We start from the raw sequence: 16,970 nt of genomic DNA on the forward strand, positions 1-16,970 counted from the left end.
GTGACGCGCCTTACGCGGCGGCGTCACCGTTCTTGCGACGCCGCACGACGAACATCGCGCCGGCACCCAGCACCACGGCCGCGCCGCCCGCGAGGGCGAACATCGTGGTGCTGGAGGACGAACCGGTCTCGGCGAGGCTGCCGGTCACCTTGGCGGTGTCGCCGGCCGGCTTCGTGTCGGGGACGGGGACGCTGCCGCCCTGCTGGGGCTTCGTGTCGTCCTCGTCACCGGCGTCGACGATCTGGAACTTGTAGGCGACGTCCGTGAAGCACGGCACCGACTCGAGTTCCTCGCCGAAGACGAGACCGCCACCGAGGCTGAAGCCGGCGCCCACCGGGGCGCTCGCCGCCACCTTGAGGCGCAGGTCGATGTCGACCTCGTAGCCGGGCTTGAGCTCGTCGGTCTCGCCGACGTATCCGGACGCGGTGCCGTCGCCCTCCAGGTCCTCCCACGTGCCGTCGGCCTCGTTGAGCGCCTGGATCCTGACCTGCTTGCTGGTGAAGAGGTGCTCGCCCGCCTTGTCGGCAGCGGCGGCCGCGAAGAAGACCACGTTCTTCACGGTCTTGCCCGAGTCGTTGTAGGCGTTCAGGGTGAACCGGTCCCAGCCGCTTCCCCGGGCGATCTTGCCGGACAGGCCGTTGATCGCGAGGTCCAGCGGGTGGGGCTCGCAGTTGCCGAGTTCCTCGTCCTCGCCGGGCTCCTCCTCCTCGTCGGTCTCCGAAGGGGTGGGCGTCGGCGTGGCGGACGGCGTCTCCGTCTCGGTGGCCGTCGGGGCCGGCTCCGAGGTCTCGGGCGTGGTCTCCTCGGACGACTCCGTGGCCTCCGGCGTCGCGGACGGCGATGCGGACTCGGTGTCCTCGGGAGTCGGTGACTCGGACGGGGCCTCGCTCGCCGTCTCGGTCGGCGTGGGCGACGCGGTCTCGGTCGTCGTGGTCTCGGTGTCGGCGAAGGCGGCCGGCGCCGACAGCAGGACGACCGGGCCTATGACGGCGGTGGCGGCAGCAAGTGCCAGGGTGCGGCGGAGCTTCATCTGGGCCTCAGCGGGTCCGTGGTACCGCGTGGGCTGCGGTACGCCTGAAAGGAGTGAACGGGCCTGCCGTTGTGGGGCACGGAACGAGCCGGTGTGTTCGCCAAGCATGACCGGCGGAAGGGGGGAACGGTTGCCCCCGCTTTCACAGAATCTTTATGTGTCGCTCGCCACACCCTCGCGCCGTACTCAACTCGTGATCTTGTGCCGGGCAACTCTCGGCGGCGCCGCGCGGTCGAACCCGTACCGAGTCACAGCAGTCCCACAGCTCCGCCGATCCCCAGAGGTTCGCGATGACACGTCTTCACCCGAGAGCAGCGCTGCGCCGGACGGCAGGCGGCCTCGCCGCCGCCGGGCTGCTCGCCGCCGGTACGCTCGCCGCCGGTGCCCCGGCGCAGGCGGACAGCCCCGCCTTCACGCTCGGCGGGCCCGCCGAGACGGCCCTGCACCCCTACCCGGCGAGCGGCTCCCCGCAGAAGACCTCGCTCGCCCTCACCGTCAGCAATCCGGACGAGGACGAGGAGAGCTACGGGTACGAGGGCGAGGTGACCTACACCGTCGACTTCAGCGGCATCGCGGGCGTCGCCGTCGTCTCCCCCGCCGAGGACACCGGTGCGGACTGCACGATCACCGGCACCACCGCCGTCTGTCACGACTACGGCGTGTACCCGGGGCTCAGCGGCATCGCGGACTTCGGCCTCGCCGCGGCGAAGGGCAGCACGGACGGCGCCTCGGGCACCATCCGGGTCACCGGTGAGGCGGAGGGAGCCACCTTCGTCCCCTTCTCCACGAAGGTCGTCGTAGGCGGCCCCGACCTGGTCATGGAGCAGATCCCCTTCGACCGGGAGACGAAGCCGGGCGACGTGCAGCCGGCCCCGGTCACCTTCACCAACAAGGGGTCGAGGGCCGCCGACGGGGTCCTGCTGACCCTGATGCACTCGCGCGGCCTGGACATCCCCGAGCGCTACGCCAACTGCGAGTACGACAGCGAGGCGGGGGAGGAGCCGCAGGACGCCTTCGCGTGGTCCACCGCGCTGTGCTCCGTCGAGGGCTCCTACGAGCCGGGCGCCACCTACACGCTCGCGGTTCCGCTGTCGGTCCGGGCCACCGAGCGCGCGTACTACGACACCTTCGTCTACCGCATCCACGAGGACAGCGCCGCCCAGCGCTCGGCGCAGCGCGCGGGCGCCTCCTTCGCCCGTGGCGCCGGACCGGAGCTGACCCTGAAGAAGGTGACGTCCTCCGCACGGAGCGCGGACCTCGACCCCTGGAACAACCAGCAGGAGGCCGACTTCCGCACCGAGAACACGGCCGACTTCGCGGCGTACGGAGCCAAGGCCGAGGGCGCCGAGGGCGCCACCGTGACGGCCGAGGTCGGCTACCGCAACGCGGGCCCCGCCTGGATCGGGTACATCCGCTCGGGCGAGGCCGTCGCCACGCTCGACGTCACCGTGCCCGCCGGCGCGGAGGTCACCGGGAAGCCGGAGTCCTGCCAGGGGGTGACGGCCGCCGGCCGGTACCGCGAGAAGCAGCTCGGCGCACCCCGCTACTTCTGCGACTCGTCGATGACCGTGCGGGACGGGGCGGACATCGCTCTGCCCTTCCAGCTGAAGATCAACGAGGTGGTGCCCGGCGCCTCCGGCGCCGTCACCGTCCGTAACACCTGGCTGAGCGAGCCCGCCCTGCCCTTCGACCCCGACACGTCCGACAACACGGCGCAGCTCGTGCTGAACCCCGCGGACACGGGTTCCGAGGACACCGGCGGCACGTCGGAGGGCGCCTCCACCGGCACGGAGGGCGCGACCGGCGGTGACACCTCGGGCTCCACGTCCGGGACGTCGGGCACGACGGGCTCCTCGGGCGACGCGGCCACGTCGGGATCCACGACCGCCAGTGGTACGTCGGGCACGTCCGGCTCCGCCTCGACGGACAACGGGGGCATCCTCGCCTCCACCGGCTCGGCCGCGCTCGTGGCCACCGCCGCCGCAGTGGTCGCCCTGGCCGCGGGCGGCGTGCTGTACGCGACGAACCGGCGCCGCGCCCAGCAGATCTGAGACCGTCGTCCACGACGGTCCGAAGGCGGCCGGTCCCGGGCGTCCCCGGGGCCGGCCGCGCATGGGTGACCGGGCTGCTGTCCCCTGCCGACCGGTCACACGCGCCGGGCCGTGGTCCCACGACGTACCTGCGGTACGTCACACGTCCCGGCGGAGCCACGCGTGGATTCCTGCCGATGCCGCCCCTGGCTGGCACGGACACCCGGAACAACGAAGCGCTCCGGGCCCCGGTCACGCGCCGTACGGGTGAGACCGGGCCCGAACGCCGGTGCGGCCGTACAGCCTTCCCGCACGTCACACCCGGCCGCGGCACAGCTCCAGCAGCGTCATGGCGAGCGCGGTGCCAGGCTTGCCCAGGGCATTGCTGTAGTGGCTGAGGACGTCCATCTCCCGGGAGAGGTTCACCCGGCGGCCACCGGACGTGATCCTCGCCTCCTGGATCACCGCCGAGACGGCCATCCGTTCCTGGATCAGACCGATGATCCGGTCGTCCAGCGCGTCGATGCGCGCCCGGGCGCCCCCGATCAGGGAAGCGGCCTCGTCGGTGTGCGCGCCGGTCCGCTCGGCGGCCGTCTTCGTGGGTGCGGTGCTGGTCATCTGTGACTCCCGAGGGGCTGAGGCCCCCGGAACGACAGGTCCGGAACGCCAGAACGCCCCGGGCCTGTCGGCCCGGGGCGCCTGGAACGTTGCTTGTCAGTTGCTCAAGCAGCACGACCATGGCAGCCGGCGGGCCGGGTGCCATAGGTAAAGACGAAGGTCGTGTGCTGACGCATGCGGGACAGTATGGACCCCGTCCGGGCCGGGGTCGACTCCGGGCCCGGATGGTGAGACGGGAGCCCGGCGGGGCGATGTTCCACGGCCGGTAGAATTGGGAGGACCGACCCCTCTCCACCGCCGGAAGGCCGCCCCGTGCCAGCAGCACCCCCCGCCGCCCCCGACACCACGACCGACGTCGTCCTGGTTGTCGACTTCGGCGCCCAGTACGCCCAGCTCATCGCCCGTCGTGTCCGTGAGGCCCGGGTCTACAGCGAGATCGTCCCGTCCACGATGCCGGTGGCCGAGATGCTGGCCAGGAACCCCCGGGCGATCATCCTGTCCGGCGGCCCGTCCTCGGTGTACGCGGAGGGCGCGCCCAGCCTCGACCGCTCGCTGTTCGAGGCCGGGGTCCCGGTCTTCGGCATGTGCTACGGCTTCCAGATCATGGCCACGACCCTCGGCGGCACGGTCGACGACAACGGCGCCCGCGAGTACGGCCGCACCCCGCTCACCGTCTCCAAGGCCGGCTCCACCCTCTTCGAGGGCACGCCCACCGAGCAGTCGGTCTGGATGTCGCACGGCGACGCCTGCTCCGCCGCCCCCGAGGGCTTCACCGTGACCGCGTCCACGGACGTCGTCCCGGTCGCCGCCTTCGAGAACGACGAGAAGAAGCTCTACGGCGTCCAGTACCACCCGGAGGTCATGCACTCGACCTACGGTCAGCAGGTCCTGGAGCACTTCCTCTACCGCGGCGCGGGCATCGAGCCGACCTGGACGACGACCAACGTCGTCGAGGAGCAGGTCGCCCTCATCCGCGAGCAGGTCGGCGACAAGCGCGCCATCTGCGGTCTCTCCGGAGGCGTGGACTCCGCGGTCGCCGCCGCCCTCGTGCAGAAGGCCATCGGTTCCCAGCTCACCTGCGTGTACGTCGACCACGGTCTGATGCGCAAGGGCGAGACGGAGCAGGTCGAGAAGGACTTCGTCGCCGCGACCGGCGCGAAGCTGAAGGTCGTCGACGCGGAGAAGCGCTTCCTCGACGCCCTGGCCGGGGTCTCCGACCCCGAGCAGAAGCGGAAGATCATCGGCCGCGAGTTCATCCGGGTCTTCGAGCAGGCCCAGCTGGAGATCCTCCAGGAGGACGGCCCCGAGGTCGCCTTCCTCGTGCAGGGCACCCTCTACCCGGACGTCGTCGAGTCCGGCGGCGGCACCGGCACCGCCAACATCAAGTCCCACCACAACGTGGGCGGGCTGCCCGAGGACATCGAGTTCCAGCTCGTCGAGCCGCTGCGCCAGCTGTTCAAGGACGAGGTCCGGATGGTCGGCCAGGAGCTCGGCCTGCCGGAGGAGATCGTCCAGCGCCAGCCGTTCCCCGGCCCCGGCCTCGGGATCCGGATCGTCGGCGACGTCACCAAGGAGCGGCTCGACCTGCTGCGCGAGGCCGACGCCATCGCCCGCGAGGAGCTGACGGCGGCCGGCCTGGACCGTGACATCTGGCAGTGCCCCGTGGTCCTGCTCGCGGACGTCCGCAGCGTCGGCGTCCAGGGTGACGGCCGCACCTACGGCCACCCGATCGTGCTGCGCCCGGTTTCCTCCGAGGACGCCATGACGGCCGACTGGTCGCGCCTGCCGTACGAGACGCTGGCGAAGATCTCCACCCGCATCACGAACGAGGTCGCCGACGTCAACCGCGTGGTCCTCGACGTGACGAGCAAGCCGCCGGGGACGATCGAGTGGGAGTGACCCCTGCTCCCTGAGGTCAAATGCCGATGCCGTCGCTCATTCGTTTGGGCGGCGGCATCGTCGTATCCGCTGGGTAGGCTGACTGGAGAGACGAGACTCTGCCCATGGGAGCAATCATGAGCGCCGCATCCGAGCCCCGGCTCGAAGAGCAGCGGTACCGGTGGCCCATCCCGCCCGAGGGCGGATGGACGTCGGACGACCTCGACCGGATTCCGGGCCTCCCGCCCCACACGGAGTTGCTCGACGGGAGCCTCGTCTTCATGAGTCCGCAGCGGAAGTTCCACACACGCACGATGTGGCTGCTGGAAAAGGCGCTGCTCGCGCACCTTCCGCACGACCTGGACGTCGACCGGGAGATGTCCATCAGGCTAGACGCCAGAAACCGTCCCGAACCGGACCTGCTGGTCTACCGCGCGGGGGCGGACATGGGCGCCACACAGACGTGGTTTCCTCCTGAGGACGTCGTTCTCGCCGTCGAAGTCGTGTCGCCGGACTCCCTCGAGCGTGACCGCGAGGTCAAGCCGCGCAAGTACGCCGCCGCCGGGGTGCCCCACTTCTGGCGGGTCGAGGCGAACGACGACGGCCTGCCCATCGTCTACGTCTACGAACTCGATCCGGCTCTGAGGGCGTACACGCCCACGGGCATCCATCACAACAAGCTCAGGGTGGACGCTCCGTTCCTGGTCGAGGCTGACCTCACGGAGATCTACAACCGCGGCAGATAGAAATTCCGTGGTCCGTCGGAGGCCTGGCGTGCCAGGCTCGTGGAATGTCTGCCGACGAGATCAGAGCCCTCATGTCCGCACCCGGCAACGACCGCCTCACCTGGAACACCCCGCTGTCCGAGGAGCACGCCGCCCAGCTGATCGCAGCCTGCGCCCCGGTTCCCGGGGCGCGGATCGCCGATTTCGGCAGCGGCTGGGGCGAGTTGCTGATGCGCCTGGTCGAGGCGGCGCCCGGATGCACCGGGGACGGCATCGAGACCGACCCGGAAGCCGTGGCGCGAGGGCTTCGGCTGGCAGGGGAGCGCGGGCTCACGGGCCGGGTGCGGTTCCACGAGGTACCGGCGGCGGAGTACCAGGGGGACGGCTACGACCTCGCTGTCTCCATCGGTTCCTCGCACGCCTGGCCGGGCGGCACCTCTGAGGCGCTGAAGGCACTGCGAGCAGCCGTACGCCCCGGCGGCCGGGTGCTGTTCGGGGACGGCTTCTGGGAGCGGGAGCCCTCGCCCGAGGCGCTGGAGGGGCTGGGCGCGGAGCCCGGGGACTTCGGCTCGCTCCTGGAGCTGGTCCGGCAGGCGGAGGCCGCGGGGCTCAGGCCGGTCCAGGTGACCGTCGCCGATCAGCGCGAGTGGGACCTCTTCGAGTCCGCCGCCAACATCGGGCGCGGCGAGCGCTGGGCGCTGGCCAACCCCGGACACCCGCTGCACGCCGCTGTGACCGAGGCCGTCGACGCACGCCGCACCGGGTACTACGGGGGATACCGCGGGACACTGGGCCTCGCCTACCTCGTGCTCAGCACCTGAGAATCGTACATATCCACGACACGCGCCCCTGGCCCGCCCCGATGCGGGACGAGCCCGCTCCGTACGGCACAATTCGCAGAAATCGCAGGCGAGTTGGTTCTACCAGGGTGGAAAGGGCGGCGTTCTCCGTGGCTTTGGACGAGGCGAGGGCGAAAAGTGCGCACGGCGGTAGCTGTACGTGCGGCGACTGCCCGCACGGAGCACGCGAAGGACACCGCCGCGCGGTAGCGGCCTTCCTCACCAAGCGGGACGAATTCGCCGCCGGGCAGGGCCTCCCCGCCGGGGTCGCCCAGTCCGTCTCCGCCTCCCGGCAGTGGGTGTCGGACGAGCTGACGGAGTCGGCCCGCACCGTCGCCGAACGCAGCCGCGAGGCCGGTGACGCCTGGCTGCACACGCTCTGGGTGCGCACCCTCGTGGTCGTCTGGGGCGGTGTCGCCCTGCTGGTCATCGGCGAGGCCGTCACCGCCATCGGCGCCGGCTGGTCGACGGCCCGCACCGCGGGCCTGATCGCCGCACTCGTCACGGCGGGCCTGCTCACCGGCGCCGCCCGCGTCCACCGGACCCGCGGCGGCCTCCTCGCCCCGCTGATCGGCGAGGACAACCGGCTCTCCACCTCGCGCACCGTCGCCGCCTCCTGGGTACTGCTCGCCGTCTTCTCCGTGCTGGTCCTCGCGCTGCAACTGGCCGGGGCGTCCGACCCCGCCGACCGGGACGCCCTGATCGAGGGCCTGGACCTGGTCCGCTCGGCCGGCGTGCTGACCGTGCTCGCGCTGGTGTGCGCCGTCGCCGTCGTCGTGCGCCGGGTGGTGACCGTACGCGTACTGGCCCAGCGACTGCAGAAGCTGCGTGCCGACCGGCCGCGGGCAGCCGACCTGCTGACCGACGACTCCGGGCGGGGCAGCTTCACCGATGTGCAGTACGTGCTGGTCAGCGCCGTCGCCGTGCTGTTCGCGGCGGTCCGTCTGGCCCGCCGCCCCGAGCAGCTGCCGGACCTGCCGTGGGGGCTGGCGATCCTGGTGGGCGTCTCCGCGGCGACGTACTTCGCCGGGAAGTACGCGGAGGGTGGCCGCCCGGTCATCCTGTCGGTCGTCCGGACCAGGGAGGCCGGCGATCTGGACGCCCCCATCCGTACCGGCGACGACATCGAGATCCGCGGCGCGGGATTCGTCCCGCCGGGCGCCGGCAGCCCCGACCGGCTGGCACGGGTGGTCGTCAGGATCGGGCGGGTGCATGTGCACGTCCCCCTGATCCCGGTCACCGGAGGCTTCGCCAACCCGGCGGACACCGTGCTCACCGTGCCCGTGCCCGTCGAGGTCGAACCCGGCGCGGTGGAGGTACAGGTCGTCACGGCGGCGGGCGTGGAGACCAATTCCTGCGTCGTCGACATCACGGACTGAGCCGCACACCTGGTGAGCGGCTCCGAACCGGCGTACGTATGGTCTCTTGAGGGCCAACGGAAGGCGGAGCTGTGATGCACGGGTACAGGGGCGGTTCCTACGGGCTGGACGAGCCGAGAAGCCTCAGGGACCGGGCGGGGGAGTACGCGCTCCTGCCCCTGCGGATCTTCCTCGGCGTCACGTTCGTCTACGCGGGGCTCGACAAGCTGACCGACGAGGCGTTCCTGTCGGCGAGCGGGACCGGCTCCATCGGCGGGATGATGAACGCCGTACGCGACAGTTCGGCGATCCCGGGCCTCGTCGACCTGGCTCTGAAGAGCCCCGAGGGCTTCGGTTACGCCATCGCGATCGGTGAACTCCTCGTCGGCCTCGGCAACCTCGCAGGTCTGTGGGCGCGGCTCGCGGCGCTGGGCGGAGCGCTGATCTCGCTGAGCCTGTGGCTGACCGTCAGCTGGCGGACGGAGCCGTACTACTACGGGAACGACCTGGTCTACCTCATGGCGTGGCTGCCGTTGCTGCTGGCGGGCGCGCCGTACCTGTCGCTGGACGCCCTGAGGGGTGGCCGACGCCGCCGGTGAAGCCGGGCGCGGCGCGGGCCGAGGGCGGCCAGGGACCGCAGCGGGACTGCGCGCCCGGGGTGAGTCCGCGTGTCTCGTCCGGCCGGATCCACGATCGGCCGGACGGCCCCCGTCACGGCAGGCGCCCGTGGCGCCCCGTCAGGGACGGCCGGCTATCGCGCGCCTGCCACCTGCCGTTCGGCGACGGTCACCTGCCGGTGGCACCACCGCAGGACGGCGCCTGCGCCGCCGAGTCCTCAGCCGGGTCCTTCCGCGCCGCACGCCGGCGCCGAAGCCGGTAGCTCACCCAGGTCACCGTGGCGGCAAGCCACAGCCCGCCGAAGAACACCGGGGCGAAGAACGTCCAGGTGGCGTTCCACGCCCTCGCCGCGTCAGCCGCGTAACCGCCTGCCAGCGCGAGCATGACGAGGCCCGCCACCGCGCGGCCGGGCCTGATCTCATGACGCAGCACGGGTGACCTCCAGCTGTCCGATGCCGATTCCCATGCCCAGCTCGACGGTGCCGGCGGGCTTGCTGTCCTTCGGCGGCGCGAGGGTCCGCTCGGTCCGGCGGTCGGGGGCGATGTCCACGTCCTTGCGCAGGTCGGACGGGAACTGGATGTCGCCGAGGCCCGCCTCGGCGTCCACCTCCACCGTCACGCCCGCCGGCACGACCACGAGCGCGCGGCCCGCCCCCACCTCGATACGCGTACGCAGGGTCTGGCCCTTCGGGACGGTGACCCGGGAGAGGTCGAGCTTCGCGACCCCGGTGCCGAGCTTGTACAGGGGCTGGACCGCCGTGACGGAGGCCGGGCGCCATTCCTTGCGGATCCAGTCGGTGCCGATGTCCCTCGGTACGACGGAGGATCCCGCCAGCAGGCCCGCCGTGATCACGGCCAGCAGGATCGTGCCGAACCCGGTCCGGCCCAGCACCGAGGCGACCAGCAGGCCGAGGCCGAAGACCCCGAGTGCGGCGGCGAGCCCGATCTGCAGGCTGGTGCCCAGCGGATGGGTCTGCCAGCTCAGTCCCGTGCCCAGCCCTCCCGCCACCAGGGCGAGCAGGAGGACGAGACCTCCGATCGACCGTGGCCCCCGGGGGCCCGGTGCCCGGTAGGGCGGGCGGTACGGGGCATCCGGCGTCGGCCTGTTCCGGCCGGCCTCCGCCGCCTCGGACGTCGCGTCCGCGGGCCCCCAGAGATAGCCGGTTCCGGCCGGGCCGGTCGTGCCGTCCTTGATGATCGGCTCCCGCCACCAGGACGGACCGCCCGGCGTGGGCGGCGCCTTCACCTCGGGCGGCGCCCCGTGGCCGGGGGCGTGAGCCGTGTACTTCGGGGTGTGCGCCGCCACGCCCGGCGTGTGGTGGGGCGGGTGGTACGGGGCCGTCCTGCGGTGCTGGGTCCAGACCGAGAAGCCGACCACGGTCAGCGACAGCATCGCGGCGAAGGAGAGCATCCCGCCGTTGTGCAGCATCGACAACAGCAGCCCGCAGCCGACCAGGGCCAGCAGCAGGGCGATGAGCGAGGCGCCCTCGACCCGGCCCGACAGCAGTCGGCGTGCCTCGTTCTCGTCCTCGCCCTCCACGGGGAGCAGCAGCCACGCGAAGCCGTAGAAGATCAGGCCGATGCCGCCCGTCACCGCGAGGACGCCCAGTACGATCCGGAAGATCACCGGGTCCACGTCGCAGTACCGGCCGAGCCCACCGCACACCCCGGCCACCACTTTCTGCCGGGGGCTGCGCTGCAGGCGGGGTACCTGCTCGGGGGGCGGGGTGGCGCCGGGAGAGGCGTCCTGGGGAACGGTCATGGCTCCATGGTGACGGCCCGTACGCCCTCGTGGGACCCGCGACGACCCTGGCCGATCCCTGATATTCCGTCCCGGTGGCCCCTGGGGCCCGTCCGCGGGACCTCCGGCCGCGGGACGCCCGCCCTGAGCGCATCAGGGTCGAGTCCGGGCAGACCCTGATGCCACGGCCCGCCGGAACGTGTGACGATCGGTGCATGCCAGCAGCCACGACCCGAGCCCCGAGCTCCCACGCCCCGGACCCGGAGGAGCCGGCGCCGCGCAAGCTGTACCGCAGCGCCGACGGGCGGATGCTCGGCGGGGTGGCGCGCGGGCTCGCCGGACATCTGGGACTGCCCGTCGCCTGGGTCCGGTTCGTCTTCCTCGGACTGTTCTTCGCGGACGGCATGGGCGCCCTGCTCTACGCCGTGTTCTGGATCGTCGTACCCCTCGGGGTCGGCGGGGTCGGAGGGGTGGAGAAGTCCTTCTTCGAGACGGCCCCGGACGGCCGGCGCAGACTTCGCAAGCCCGACGCGGGCCAGGTCTTCGCCCTGCTCGCGCTGCTCGTCGGGGCCGTGATCTTCGTCAGCAACGTCGACATGGGCAGCAAGGCGGACCGGTACGTGTGGCCCGCACTGCTGATCGGCGCGGGCTCCGTCCTGGTCTGGCGCCAGGCCGACAACGCGCGGCGCGCCAGCTGGATCGAGGCGGGCCGCCGCCGCCGGGTACTGCACCTCGCCCGTGCACTGGCCGGTGTCGCGCTCGTCGGCCTCGGCCTCGCCGCCTTCATGGTGGTGCGGGGCTCGGCGGCCCAGCTCGGCACGGCGCTGACCGCGGCCATCGCCGTACTCACCGGCATCGCGCTGCTCGCGGGCCCCTATCTGGTGCGGATGACGCAGGACCTCTCCGAGGAACGCCTGATGCGCATCCGGGCCCAGGAGCGCGCCGAGGTCGCCGCCCATGTCCACGACTCCGTCCTGCACACGCTCACGCTGATCCAGCGCAACGCGGACGACGGCGGCGAGGTCCGCAGGCTCGCCCGTGCCCAGGAGCGCGAGCTGCGCAACTGGCTGTACAACCCGGAGGGCACCGGCAAGGAGGAGGCCGAGGAACCCTCGACCCTCGCCGAGGCGGTCAAGCGCGCCGCCGCCGAGGTCGAGGACAAGCACGGGGTCCCGCTGGAGGTCGTCGTCGTCGGCGACTGCCCGCTCGACGAGAAGCTCGCGGCACAGATGCAGGCCGCACGCGAGGCGATGGTCAATGCCGCCAAGTACGGTGGTGAGGGCGGCGCCGTCCAGGTCTTCGCCGAGGTCGAGGGCCGCACGGTCTTCGTCTCCGTACGGGACCGGGGGCCCGGGTTCGACCTGGACGCCGTCCCGGACGACAGGATGGGCGTACGGGAGTCGATCATCGGCCGGATGCAGCGCAACGGCGGTACGGCGCGGCTGCGTTCGGTGCCCGGCGGGGGCACGGAAGTCGAGCTGGAGATGGAAAGGACGAGCGAGTGACCGAGAACACCGAAGCGACCGGGGGTCCGGAGCGCCGGGTACGGGTCGTGCTCGTCGACGACCACCGGATGTTCCGCACCGGGGTCCAGGCCGAGATCGGCCGTACCGAGGAGACAGGGGTCGAGGTCGTCGGCGAGGCCGCCGACGTCGACCAGGCCGTCACGGTGATCACCGCGACCCGTCCCGAGGTCGTCCTCCTCGACGTCCACCTCCCGGGAGGAGGCGGGGTCGAGGTGCTGCGGCGCTGCGCCCCGATGATGGGGGCGGTCGAGAACCCGGTGCGCTTCCTGGCGCTGTCCGTGTCGGACGCCGCCGAGGACGTCATCGGTGTGATCCGCGGCGGTGCCCGTGGCTACGTCACCAAGACCATCACGGGCACCGACCTGGTGGACTCCGTCTTCCGGGTCCAGGACGGCGACGCGGTGTTCTCGCCGCGGCTGGCAGGGTTCGTCCTGGACGCGTTCGCCTCGACGGACGCCCCGCCGGTCGACGAGGACATGGACCGGCTGACGCAGCGTGAGCGCGAGGTGCTGCGGCTGATCGCCCGGGGATACGCGTACAAGGAGATCGCCAAGCAGCTGTTCATCTCGGTGAAGACGGTGGAGTCCCACGTCTCGGCCGTGCTGCGCAAGCTCCAGCTCTCCAACCGGCACGAGCTGACCCGGTGGGCCACGGCGCGGCGGCTGGTCTGAGCCCCGCACCCGCTCAGGCGGGGGCGAGCGAGATGTTGAGCTTCTCGCCGGTCCTGCGGTAGCCGATGCTCGCGTAGATCCGCTCGACGTCGGGGCCGCCCGGCTCCAGCCACACGGTCTCGAAGCCGCGCTCGAAGGCGGTGCGGGTCAGCCAGGCGGAGAGCGCCGCGCCGATGCCGCGGCGGCGGAAGGTTTCGGCGACGGCCAGGCCGGCCAGTTCGCCGATGCCGTCGGCCGGGACCGAGCAGCCGCCTGCGCCGGCGGGCAGGCCGGCCACGGTGGCGAGAGCTGATACACCGCCGTCCGCCGTCGCTCCGCGCAGCCAGGCGATCTCGCCGTCCTCGGGTCCGCCCTCACCACCGAACCCGCTGTGCTGGACGGCGGCCGCGGCGGTGAACTCGTCGGCGGTGACCGGCTCGGCGATGCGGAGGCCGTCCACCGGCTTCGGCGCGAGCAGGCCGTCGGCGCCGCAGGCCATGACCGGGGCGCGGCTCTCGACCGTGAAACCGGCGTCCAGCAGGGCCGGTTCGACGGCGGGTGCCCAGGCGGGCAGGAACTCCAGCCGGGGCAGCCGGTCATGTGCGCGGAACGCCTCGACGAGATCGGTGATCTCCTGCGCGGTGGGTTCGGCACCCTGGTCGGGGATGGCGTAGTTGACGAACTTCAGTTCCCAGCCCGGGTTGTGGCGCACCGTGAACGGGCCGACCCGGTAGTGGTCCGGGGAGCGGAGGGCGAGTGAGCGGGCGTAGTTCTGGATGGCGTTGTCCATGGGCCCCGGAGCCTAGGCGACACGGGTCCCTCCCGCGAAGGGCATTTCGCTGATCGGCGCGATACGGACGGGGGCGCCCGGGCGTGGGGCGTGGATCATCTGCCCGCCCCCGATGTAGAGCCCGACGTGGGTGACCCCGGGGTAGAAGAAGACCAGGTCCCCCGGGGCGAGTTCGGAGCGGGAGACGCGCTGACCCGCGTTGATCTGGGTGTACGTCGTGCGGGGCAGGGAGACGCCCGCGGCCCGCCAGGCGGCCTGGGTGAGGCCGGAGCAGTCGAAGGAGGAGGGCCCGGTGGCGCCCCAGACGTACGGCTTGCCCAGTGCCCCGTACGCGAAGGCGACGGCCTGTGCCGCACGGGCGTTGGGGGCGGCCACGGAGCCGCGGGGGACGTCCCGGGCGGCACGGACGGCGCTGCCGCCGTGCGCGGCGTCGGCCGAGCGCTCGTAGGCGGCGCGCTGACCGGCGGTGAGGGTGGCCAGGAGTTTCCGGGCGTCGGCGAGCTTGGTGCGGACGGCGTCCTTGTGCTTCTTCAGGTCGGCCCGGCGGGAGGAGAGGACCTCGAGCTCGTCCTCCGCCCGCTCGCGCAGCTGGGCGAGGTCGCTGATCTGCCGGCGTACGCCGTTGACCGCACCGGCCTGGCGGTCGCCCGCCCGGTCCTCGTACGCGGCGCGCTCCAGATACTCGTCCGGGTCGGACGAGAGGGCCAGGCGGATGGCGGGGTCGACGCCGGCGCTGCGGTACTGGGCGGTGGCGAACGAGCCGAGGGCGTCCCGCGCGGTGTTGAGGCGCTCGGTCCTGCGGGCCGCCTCGTCGCGCAGTGCGTCCAGGGACTTCTCGGAGGCGGCGGTCTGCTCCTTCGCGCCGTTGTACTTCTCGGTGGCCACCTCGGCGTCGTGGTACAGCCGGTCGACCTTGGCCTTGACCTGGGCCGGGGTGAGCTGGGGGTCGGCCTGGGCGGCGCCCTCGAGGGCCGTCGCCGTCGCCGCCCCGGCGAGGGCGACGGCGGCTGCGGTGCGGGCAGCAGGCCCGGTGAACAGGCGCTGCCTGGGCTTGCGGTGAGCGGCTTCTCGATGGGCGGCCACGGGGGTGGTGCGTCCTTCCGTTCGACTGCCCGGCGGTGGGTGCCGCGGGCCCGCCGGGGTCCGGCGCCGGGCCACCACGGGGGGAGTGGCCCGCCGCCGGATTCCTGGCGGGGCGACCGGGGCACCGCCCGGTACGGGAGCGGTGGTGAAGAGCCGGTCACCTGGGAGGGACGCTAAACCCGGCGCACGGGGAGGAGGTGTAATGACAGGTATTGCCCTCATGTGCTGTTTCGTTTCCGCCCGATGAACGGAAAAATCAACCTGAGTCCGGCAATTCGTGCAGACTCGGGCCGACTCATCGGTAAGTCGTACCTGGCCGAAGAGTGGTGATATGGCCGCGGTTAGGCTGCGGCCATGGACGTACTCATCAATGTCTTCGTGGCCCTGCACATCATCGGTATCGCCTCCCTGCTGGGCGGCTTCCTGACCCAGATGAAGGCCATGGGGGCGGGCACGGCCCGCTTCGTCCCGGCGATGCTGCACGGCGCGCTCACCATGCTCGTCACGGGGGTCGCCCTGGTCGGGCTCAACCAGGCCGACGACCAGAGCGTGAACAACATCAAGATCGGCATCAAGCTGCTGGTCCTGATCGTGATCCTGGCGCTCGCCTACGTGAAGCGGGACGAGGAGAAGGTGGACAAGGGCGCGTTCGCCGCGGTCGGCGGGCTGACCGTCGCCAACATCTTCATCGCCACGCTCTGGACCTGAGCGGACGGGTACGGCGAGCAGGGGGCGGCCCGTCGGCCGCCCCCTGCTCCGCGTCCTGGGTCAGGCCGGGCGCACGCTGCCGTAGATCGGCATGTAGTAGATCGACTCCTCGCGGACGTTCGCACCCGGCTTCGGTGCGTGGATCATCATGCCGTCGCCCTTGTAGATGCCGACGTGGCTGATGTCGTCGTAGAAGAAGACCAGGTCCCCCGGCTGCAGATCCGCCGTGGCCACGCGGGTTCCGACCTCGACCTGGTCCCAGGTGGTGCGCGGCAGATCGACGCCCGCCTCCCGCCAGGCGGCCTGGGTGAGCCCGGAGCAGTCGTACGAGGAGGGACCCGTCGCCCCCCAGACGTACGGCTTGCCGATCTGGGCGGCGGCGAAGGCCAGGACCTTCCCGGCCTTGGTGGCGTAGCCGCTGTCGGAACCCGTGCCGCCGGTCCCGGTGCCGGTGGCGGGTTCCTCCTGCGAGGCCTCCTCCTTGGCGGCCTGCTCCTTGGCGGCCTGCTCGGCCTTCTCCTTCGCGGCGGCCTGCTGGCGGGCCAGCTCCTCGGCCTTGCGCCGGGCCTCGGCCTCCTTCCTGCGCTCCAGCTCCGCGAGCCGCGCCTTCTCCTCGGCGGTCAGCTCCGACAGCAGCGTGCGGGCCTCGGCGAGCTTCGTCTGCACCTGCTGCTTGCTCGTGCGCAGCGTGGCCTGCGACTCGGTGAGCGTCTCCAGGCTCTTCGTCGCCTCGACGCGCTTCGCCGCCGCCTCCTTCTGCTGCGCGCGGAAGTCGGTGACCGCCTGCTGCTGCTGGCTGGTCATCCGGGCCATCAGCTGGTCCTGGTCGAAGTACGACTGGGGGTCGTCAGCGAGGAAGAAGGTCGCCGTCGGGGCGATCGAGCCGCTGCGGTACTGCGCGGCGGCGTAGTTGCCCAGTTCCCGGCGCGTCTCGTTGAGCTTGTCGGCCCGCTTCGCCGCGGCCTCCAGCAGTCCGTCGACCTTGGAGCGCTGCTCCGCCGACGCGGTCTTCGCCTTGTTGTACTGCTGCGTCGCGGTACCGGCCTGCCGGTAGAGGGCGTCGACCTTCTTCTGTACTTCCTCGATGCTGGGCCTGGGCGCGGCGGGGGCGGCCGTCGCGCTCTGCGTGGAGAGCAGGGTGACGGACGCGAGCGCCGCCGTCGTGAGACCGACGGCAGGGGTGGTGGTGCGCACCCGGGTGCGCGGCTTGCGATGCGATGCCAAGGCCGGCATCTCCTTCCGTGGACCGCCTACCGGGTCGGCGATGGGTTCCCCCCAGGCCGTCCAGGCACTGGGGGAGGGGTCGGGCGGAACGGAAGGCTGCCCTGCGGCCCGGTGGAGACGGACCGATTCACCCCGGTGCTGCGCGTGGGTCC

Annotated in this window: 16 protein-coding genes; 9 read left to right on the plus strand and 7 right to left on the minus strand. The window is 72.0% G+C overall.

Annotated features, from left to right (window positions below):
- Positions 1 to 10 precede the first annotated feature (10 nt).
- Positions 11 to 1,030, minus strand: a complete 1,020-nt coding sequence (locus OO67_RS05690) for an LPXTG cell wall anchor domain-containing protein (RefSeq protein ID WP_033297674.1) — start codon at positions 1,028 to 1,030, stop codon at positions 11 to 13.
- Positions 1,031 to 1,320: 290 nt separating this feature from the next.
- Here OO67_RS05690 and OO67_RS05695 point away from each other — a divergent pair, with 290 nt between their 5' ends.
- Positions 1,321 to 3,081, plus strand: coding sequence for a hypothetical protein (locus OO67_RS05695; RefSeq protein ID WP_051709150.1), 1,761 nt, complete (start codon positions 1,321 to 1,323; stop codon positions 3,079 to 3,081).
- A gap of 294 nt (positions 3,082 to 3,375) precedes the next feature.
- Here OO67_RS05695 and OO67_RS05700 read toward each other — a convergent pair whose 3' ends face one another.
- On the minus strand, positions 3,376 to 3,678 hold the full coding sequence (locus tag OO67_RS05700) for a chorismate mutase (protein WP_033297676.1): 303 nt from the start codon (positions 3,676 to 3,678) through the stop codon (positions 3,376 to 3,378).
- A 312-nt stretch (positions 3,679 to 3,990) separates the two neighbouring features.
- Here OO67_RS05700 and guaA point away from each other — a divergent pair, with 312 nt between their 5' ends.
- From guaA to OO67_RS05725, 5 genes are all read left to right on the plus strand, one after another.
- The gene (gene guaA, locus OO67_RS05705; protein ID WP_033297678.1) at positions 3,991 to 5,577 is read left to right on the plus strand and encodes a glutamine-hydrolyzing GMP synthase; all 1,587 of its coding nucleotides are present in this window, start codon (positions 3,991 to 3,993) and stop codon (positions 5,575 to 5,577) included.
- Positions 5,578 to 5,693: 116 nt separating this feature from the next.
- Positions 5,694 to 6,302 carry a Uma2 family endonuclease gene (locus OO67_RS05710; protein WP_033297680.1) on the plus strand — a complete coding sequence of 203 codons (609 nt, stop codon included), beginning with the start codon at positions 5,694 to 5,696 and terminating at the stop codon, positions 6,300 to 6,302.
- Positions 6,303 to 6,346: 44 nt separating this feature from the next.
- Positions 6,347 to 7,102, plus strand: a complete 756-nt coding sequence (locus tag OO67_RS05715; RefSeq protein ID WP_033297682.1) for an SAM-dependent methyltransferase — start codon at positions 6,347 to 6,349, stop codon at positions 7,100 to 7,102.
- 128 nt (positions 7,103 to 7,230) lie between these two features.
- Positions 7,231 to 8,499 (plus strand): hypothetical protein, encoded by a 1,269-nt coding sequence (locus tag OO67_RS05720; protein ID WP_033298709.1) that lies wholly within the window; start codon positions 7,231 to 7,233, stop codon positions 8,497 to 8,499.
- A gap of 74 nt (positions 8,500 to 8,573) precedes the next feature.
- Positions 8,574 to 9,077 (plus strand): DoxX family protein, encoded by a 504-nt coding sequence (locus tag OO67_RS05725; RefSeq protein WP_033297684.1) that lies wholly within the window; start codon positions 8,574 to 8,576, stop codon positions 9,075 to 9,077.
- Between the two features lie 187 nt (positions 9,078 to 9,264).
- Here the strand turns inward: OO67_RS05725 and OO67_RS05730 are convergent, their stop codons facing one another.
- On the minus strand, positions 9,265 to 9,528 hold the full coding sequence (locus tag OO67_RS05730; RefSeq protein ID WP_033297686.1) for a hypothetical protein: 264 nt from the start codon (positions 9,526 to 9,528) through the stop codon (positions 9,265 to 9,267).
- Positions 9,515 to 10,858 (minus strand): PspC domain-containing protein, encoded by a 1,344-nt coding sequence (locus OO67_RS05735; RefSeq protein WP_033297688.1) that lies wholly within the window; start codon positions 10,856 to 10,858, stop codon positions 9,515 to 9,517. The genes OO67_RS05730 and OO67_RS05735 overlap by 14 nt, the downstream gene beginning before the upstream one ends.
- 194 nt (positions 10,859 to 11,052) lie before the next feature.
- Here OO67_RS05735 and OO67_RS05740 point away from each other — a divergent pair, with 194 nt between their 5' ends.
- Complete coding sequence (locus tag OO67_RS05740) at positions 11,053 to 12,342, plus strand: ATP-binding protein (RefSeq protein ID WP_033297690.1); 1,290 nt, start codon at positions 11,053 to 11,055, stop codon at positions 12,340 to 12,342.
- On the plus strand, positions 12,339 to 13,034 hold the full coding sequence (locus OO67_RS05745; RefSeq protein WP_033297692.1) for a LuxR C-terminal-related transcriptional regulator: 696 nt from the start codon (positions 12,339 to 12,341) through the stop codon (positions 13,032 to 13,034). The genes OO67_RS05740 and OO67_RS05745 overlap by 4 nt, the downstream gene beginning before the upstream one ends.
- Positions 13,035 to 13,047: 13 nt before the next feature.
- On the opposite strand, the gene OO67_RS05750 is transcribed toward OO67_RS05745, so the two are convergent.
- Together OO67_RS05750 and OO67_RS05755 are read right to left on the minus strand one after the other, a co-directional pair.
- Positions 13,048 to 13,803 carry a GNAT family N-acetyltransferase gene (locus tag OO67_RS05750; protein ID WP_033297694.1) on the minus strand — a complete coding sequence of 252 codons (756 nt, stop codon included), beginning with the start codon at positions 13,801 to 13,803 and terminating at the stop codon, positions 13,048 to 13,050.
- 12 nt (positions 13,804 to 13,815) lie between these two features.
- Positions 13,816 to 14,886 (minus strand): C40 family peptidase, encoded by a 1,071-nt coding sequence (locus tag OO67_RS05755; RefSeq protein WP_033297696.1) that lies wholly within the window; start codon positions 14,884 to 14,886, stop codon positions 13,816 to 13,818.
- A 354-nt stretch (positions 14,887 to 15,240) separates the two neighbouring features.
- Between OO67_RS05755 and OO67_RS05760 the strand changes: the two genes are divergently transcribed.
- Complete coding sequence (locus OO67_RS05760) at positions 15,241 to 15,594, plus strand: hypothetical protein (protein ID WP_033297698.1); 354 nt, start codon at positions 15,241 to 15,243, stop codon at positions 15,592 to 15,594.
- Between the two features lie 60 nt (positions 15,595 to 15,654).
- Here OO67_RS05760 and OO67_RS05765 read toward each other — a convergent pair whose 3' ends face one another.
- Entirely contained in the window at positions 15,655 to 16,827 is a 1,173-nt protein-coding gene (locus OO67_RS05765; protein ID WP_033297699.1) for a C40 family peptidase, read from the minus strand.
- Positions 16,828 to 16,970: the final 143 nt, after the last annotated feature.

This window comes from Streptomyces atroolivaceus (assembly GCF_000717025.1).
GTDB classification, from domain to species: domain Bacteria; phylum Actinomycetota; class Actinomycetes; order Streptomycetales; family Streptomycetaceae; genus Streptomyces; species Streptomyces atroolivaceus.

Excerpts from the sequence above, each read along its gene's own strand:
- OO67_RS05715 (WP_033297682.1), top strand. The coding sequence starts at position 6,347 with ATGTCTGCCGACGAGATCAGAGCCCTCATGTCCGCACCCGGCAACGAC.
- OO67_RS05765 (WP_033297699.1), bottom strand. The coding sequence starts at position 16,827 with ATGCCGGCCTTGGCATCGCATCGCAAGCCGCGCACCCGGGTGCGCACC.
- OO67_RS05735 (WP_033297688.1), bottom strand. The coding sequence starts at position 10,858 with ATGACCGTTCCCCAGGACGCCTCTCCCGGCGCCACCCCGCCCCCCGAG.
- OO67_RS05695 (WP_051709150.1), top strand. The coding sequence starts at position 1,321 with ATGACACGTCTTCACCCGAGAGCAGCGCTGCGCCGGACGGCAGGCGGC.
- OO67_RS05740 (WP_033297690.1), top strand. The coding sequence starts at position 11,053 with ATGCCAGCAGCCACGACCCGAGCCCCGAGCTCCCACGCCCCGGACCCG.
- OO67_RS05725 (WP_033297684.1), top strand. The coding sequence starts at position 8,574 with ATGCACGGGTACAGGGGCGGTTCCTACGGGCTGGACGAGCCGAGAAGC.
- OO67_RS05710 (WP_033297680.1), top strand. The coding sequence starts at position 5,694 with ATGAGCGCCGCATCCGAGCCCCGGCTCGAAGAGCAGCGGTACCGGTGG.
- OO67_RS05760 (WP_033297698.1), top strand. The coding sequence starts at position 15,241 with ATGGACGTACTCATCAATGTCTTCGTGGCCCTGCACATCATCGGTATC.
- OO67_RS05690 (WP_033297674.1), bottom strand. The coding sequence starts at position 1,030 with ATGAAGCTCCGCCGCACCCTGGCACTTGCTGCCGCCACCGCCGTCATA.
- OO67_RS05700 (WP_033297676.1), bottom strand. The coding sequence starts at position 3,678 with ATGACCAGCACCGCACCCACGAAGACGGCCGCCGAGCGGACCGGCGCG.
- OO67_RS05750 (WP_033297694.1), bottom strand. The coding sequence starts at position 13,803 with ATGGACAACGCCATCCAGAACTACGCCCGCTCACTCGCCCTCCGCTCC.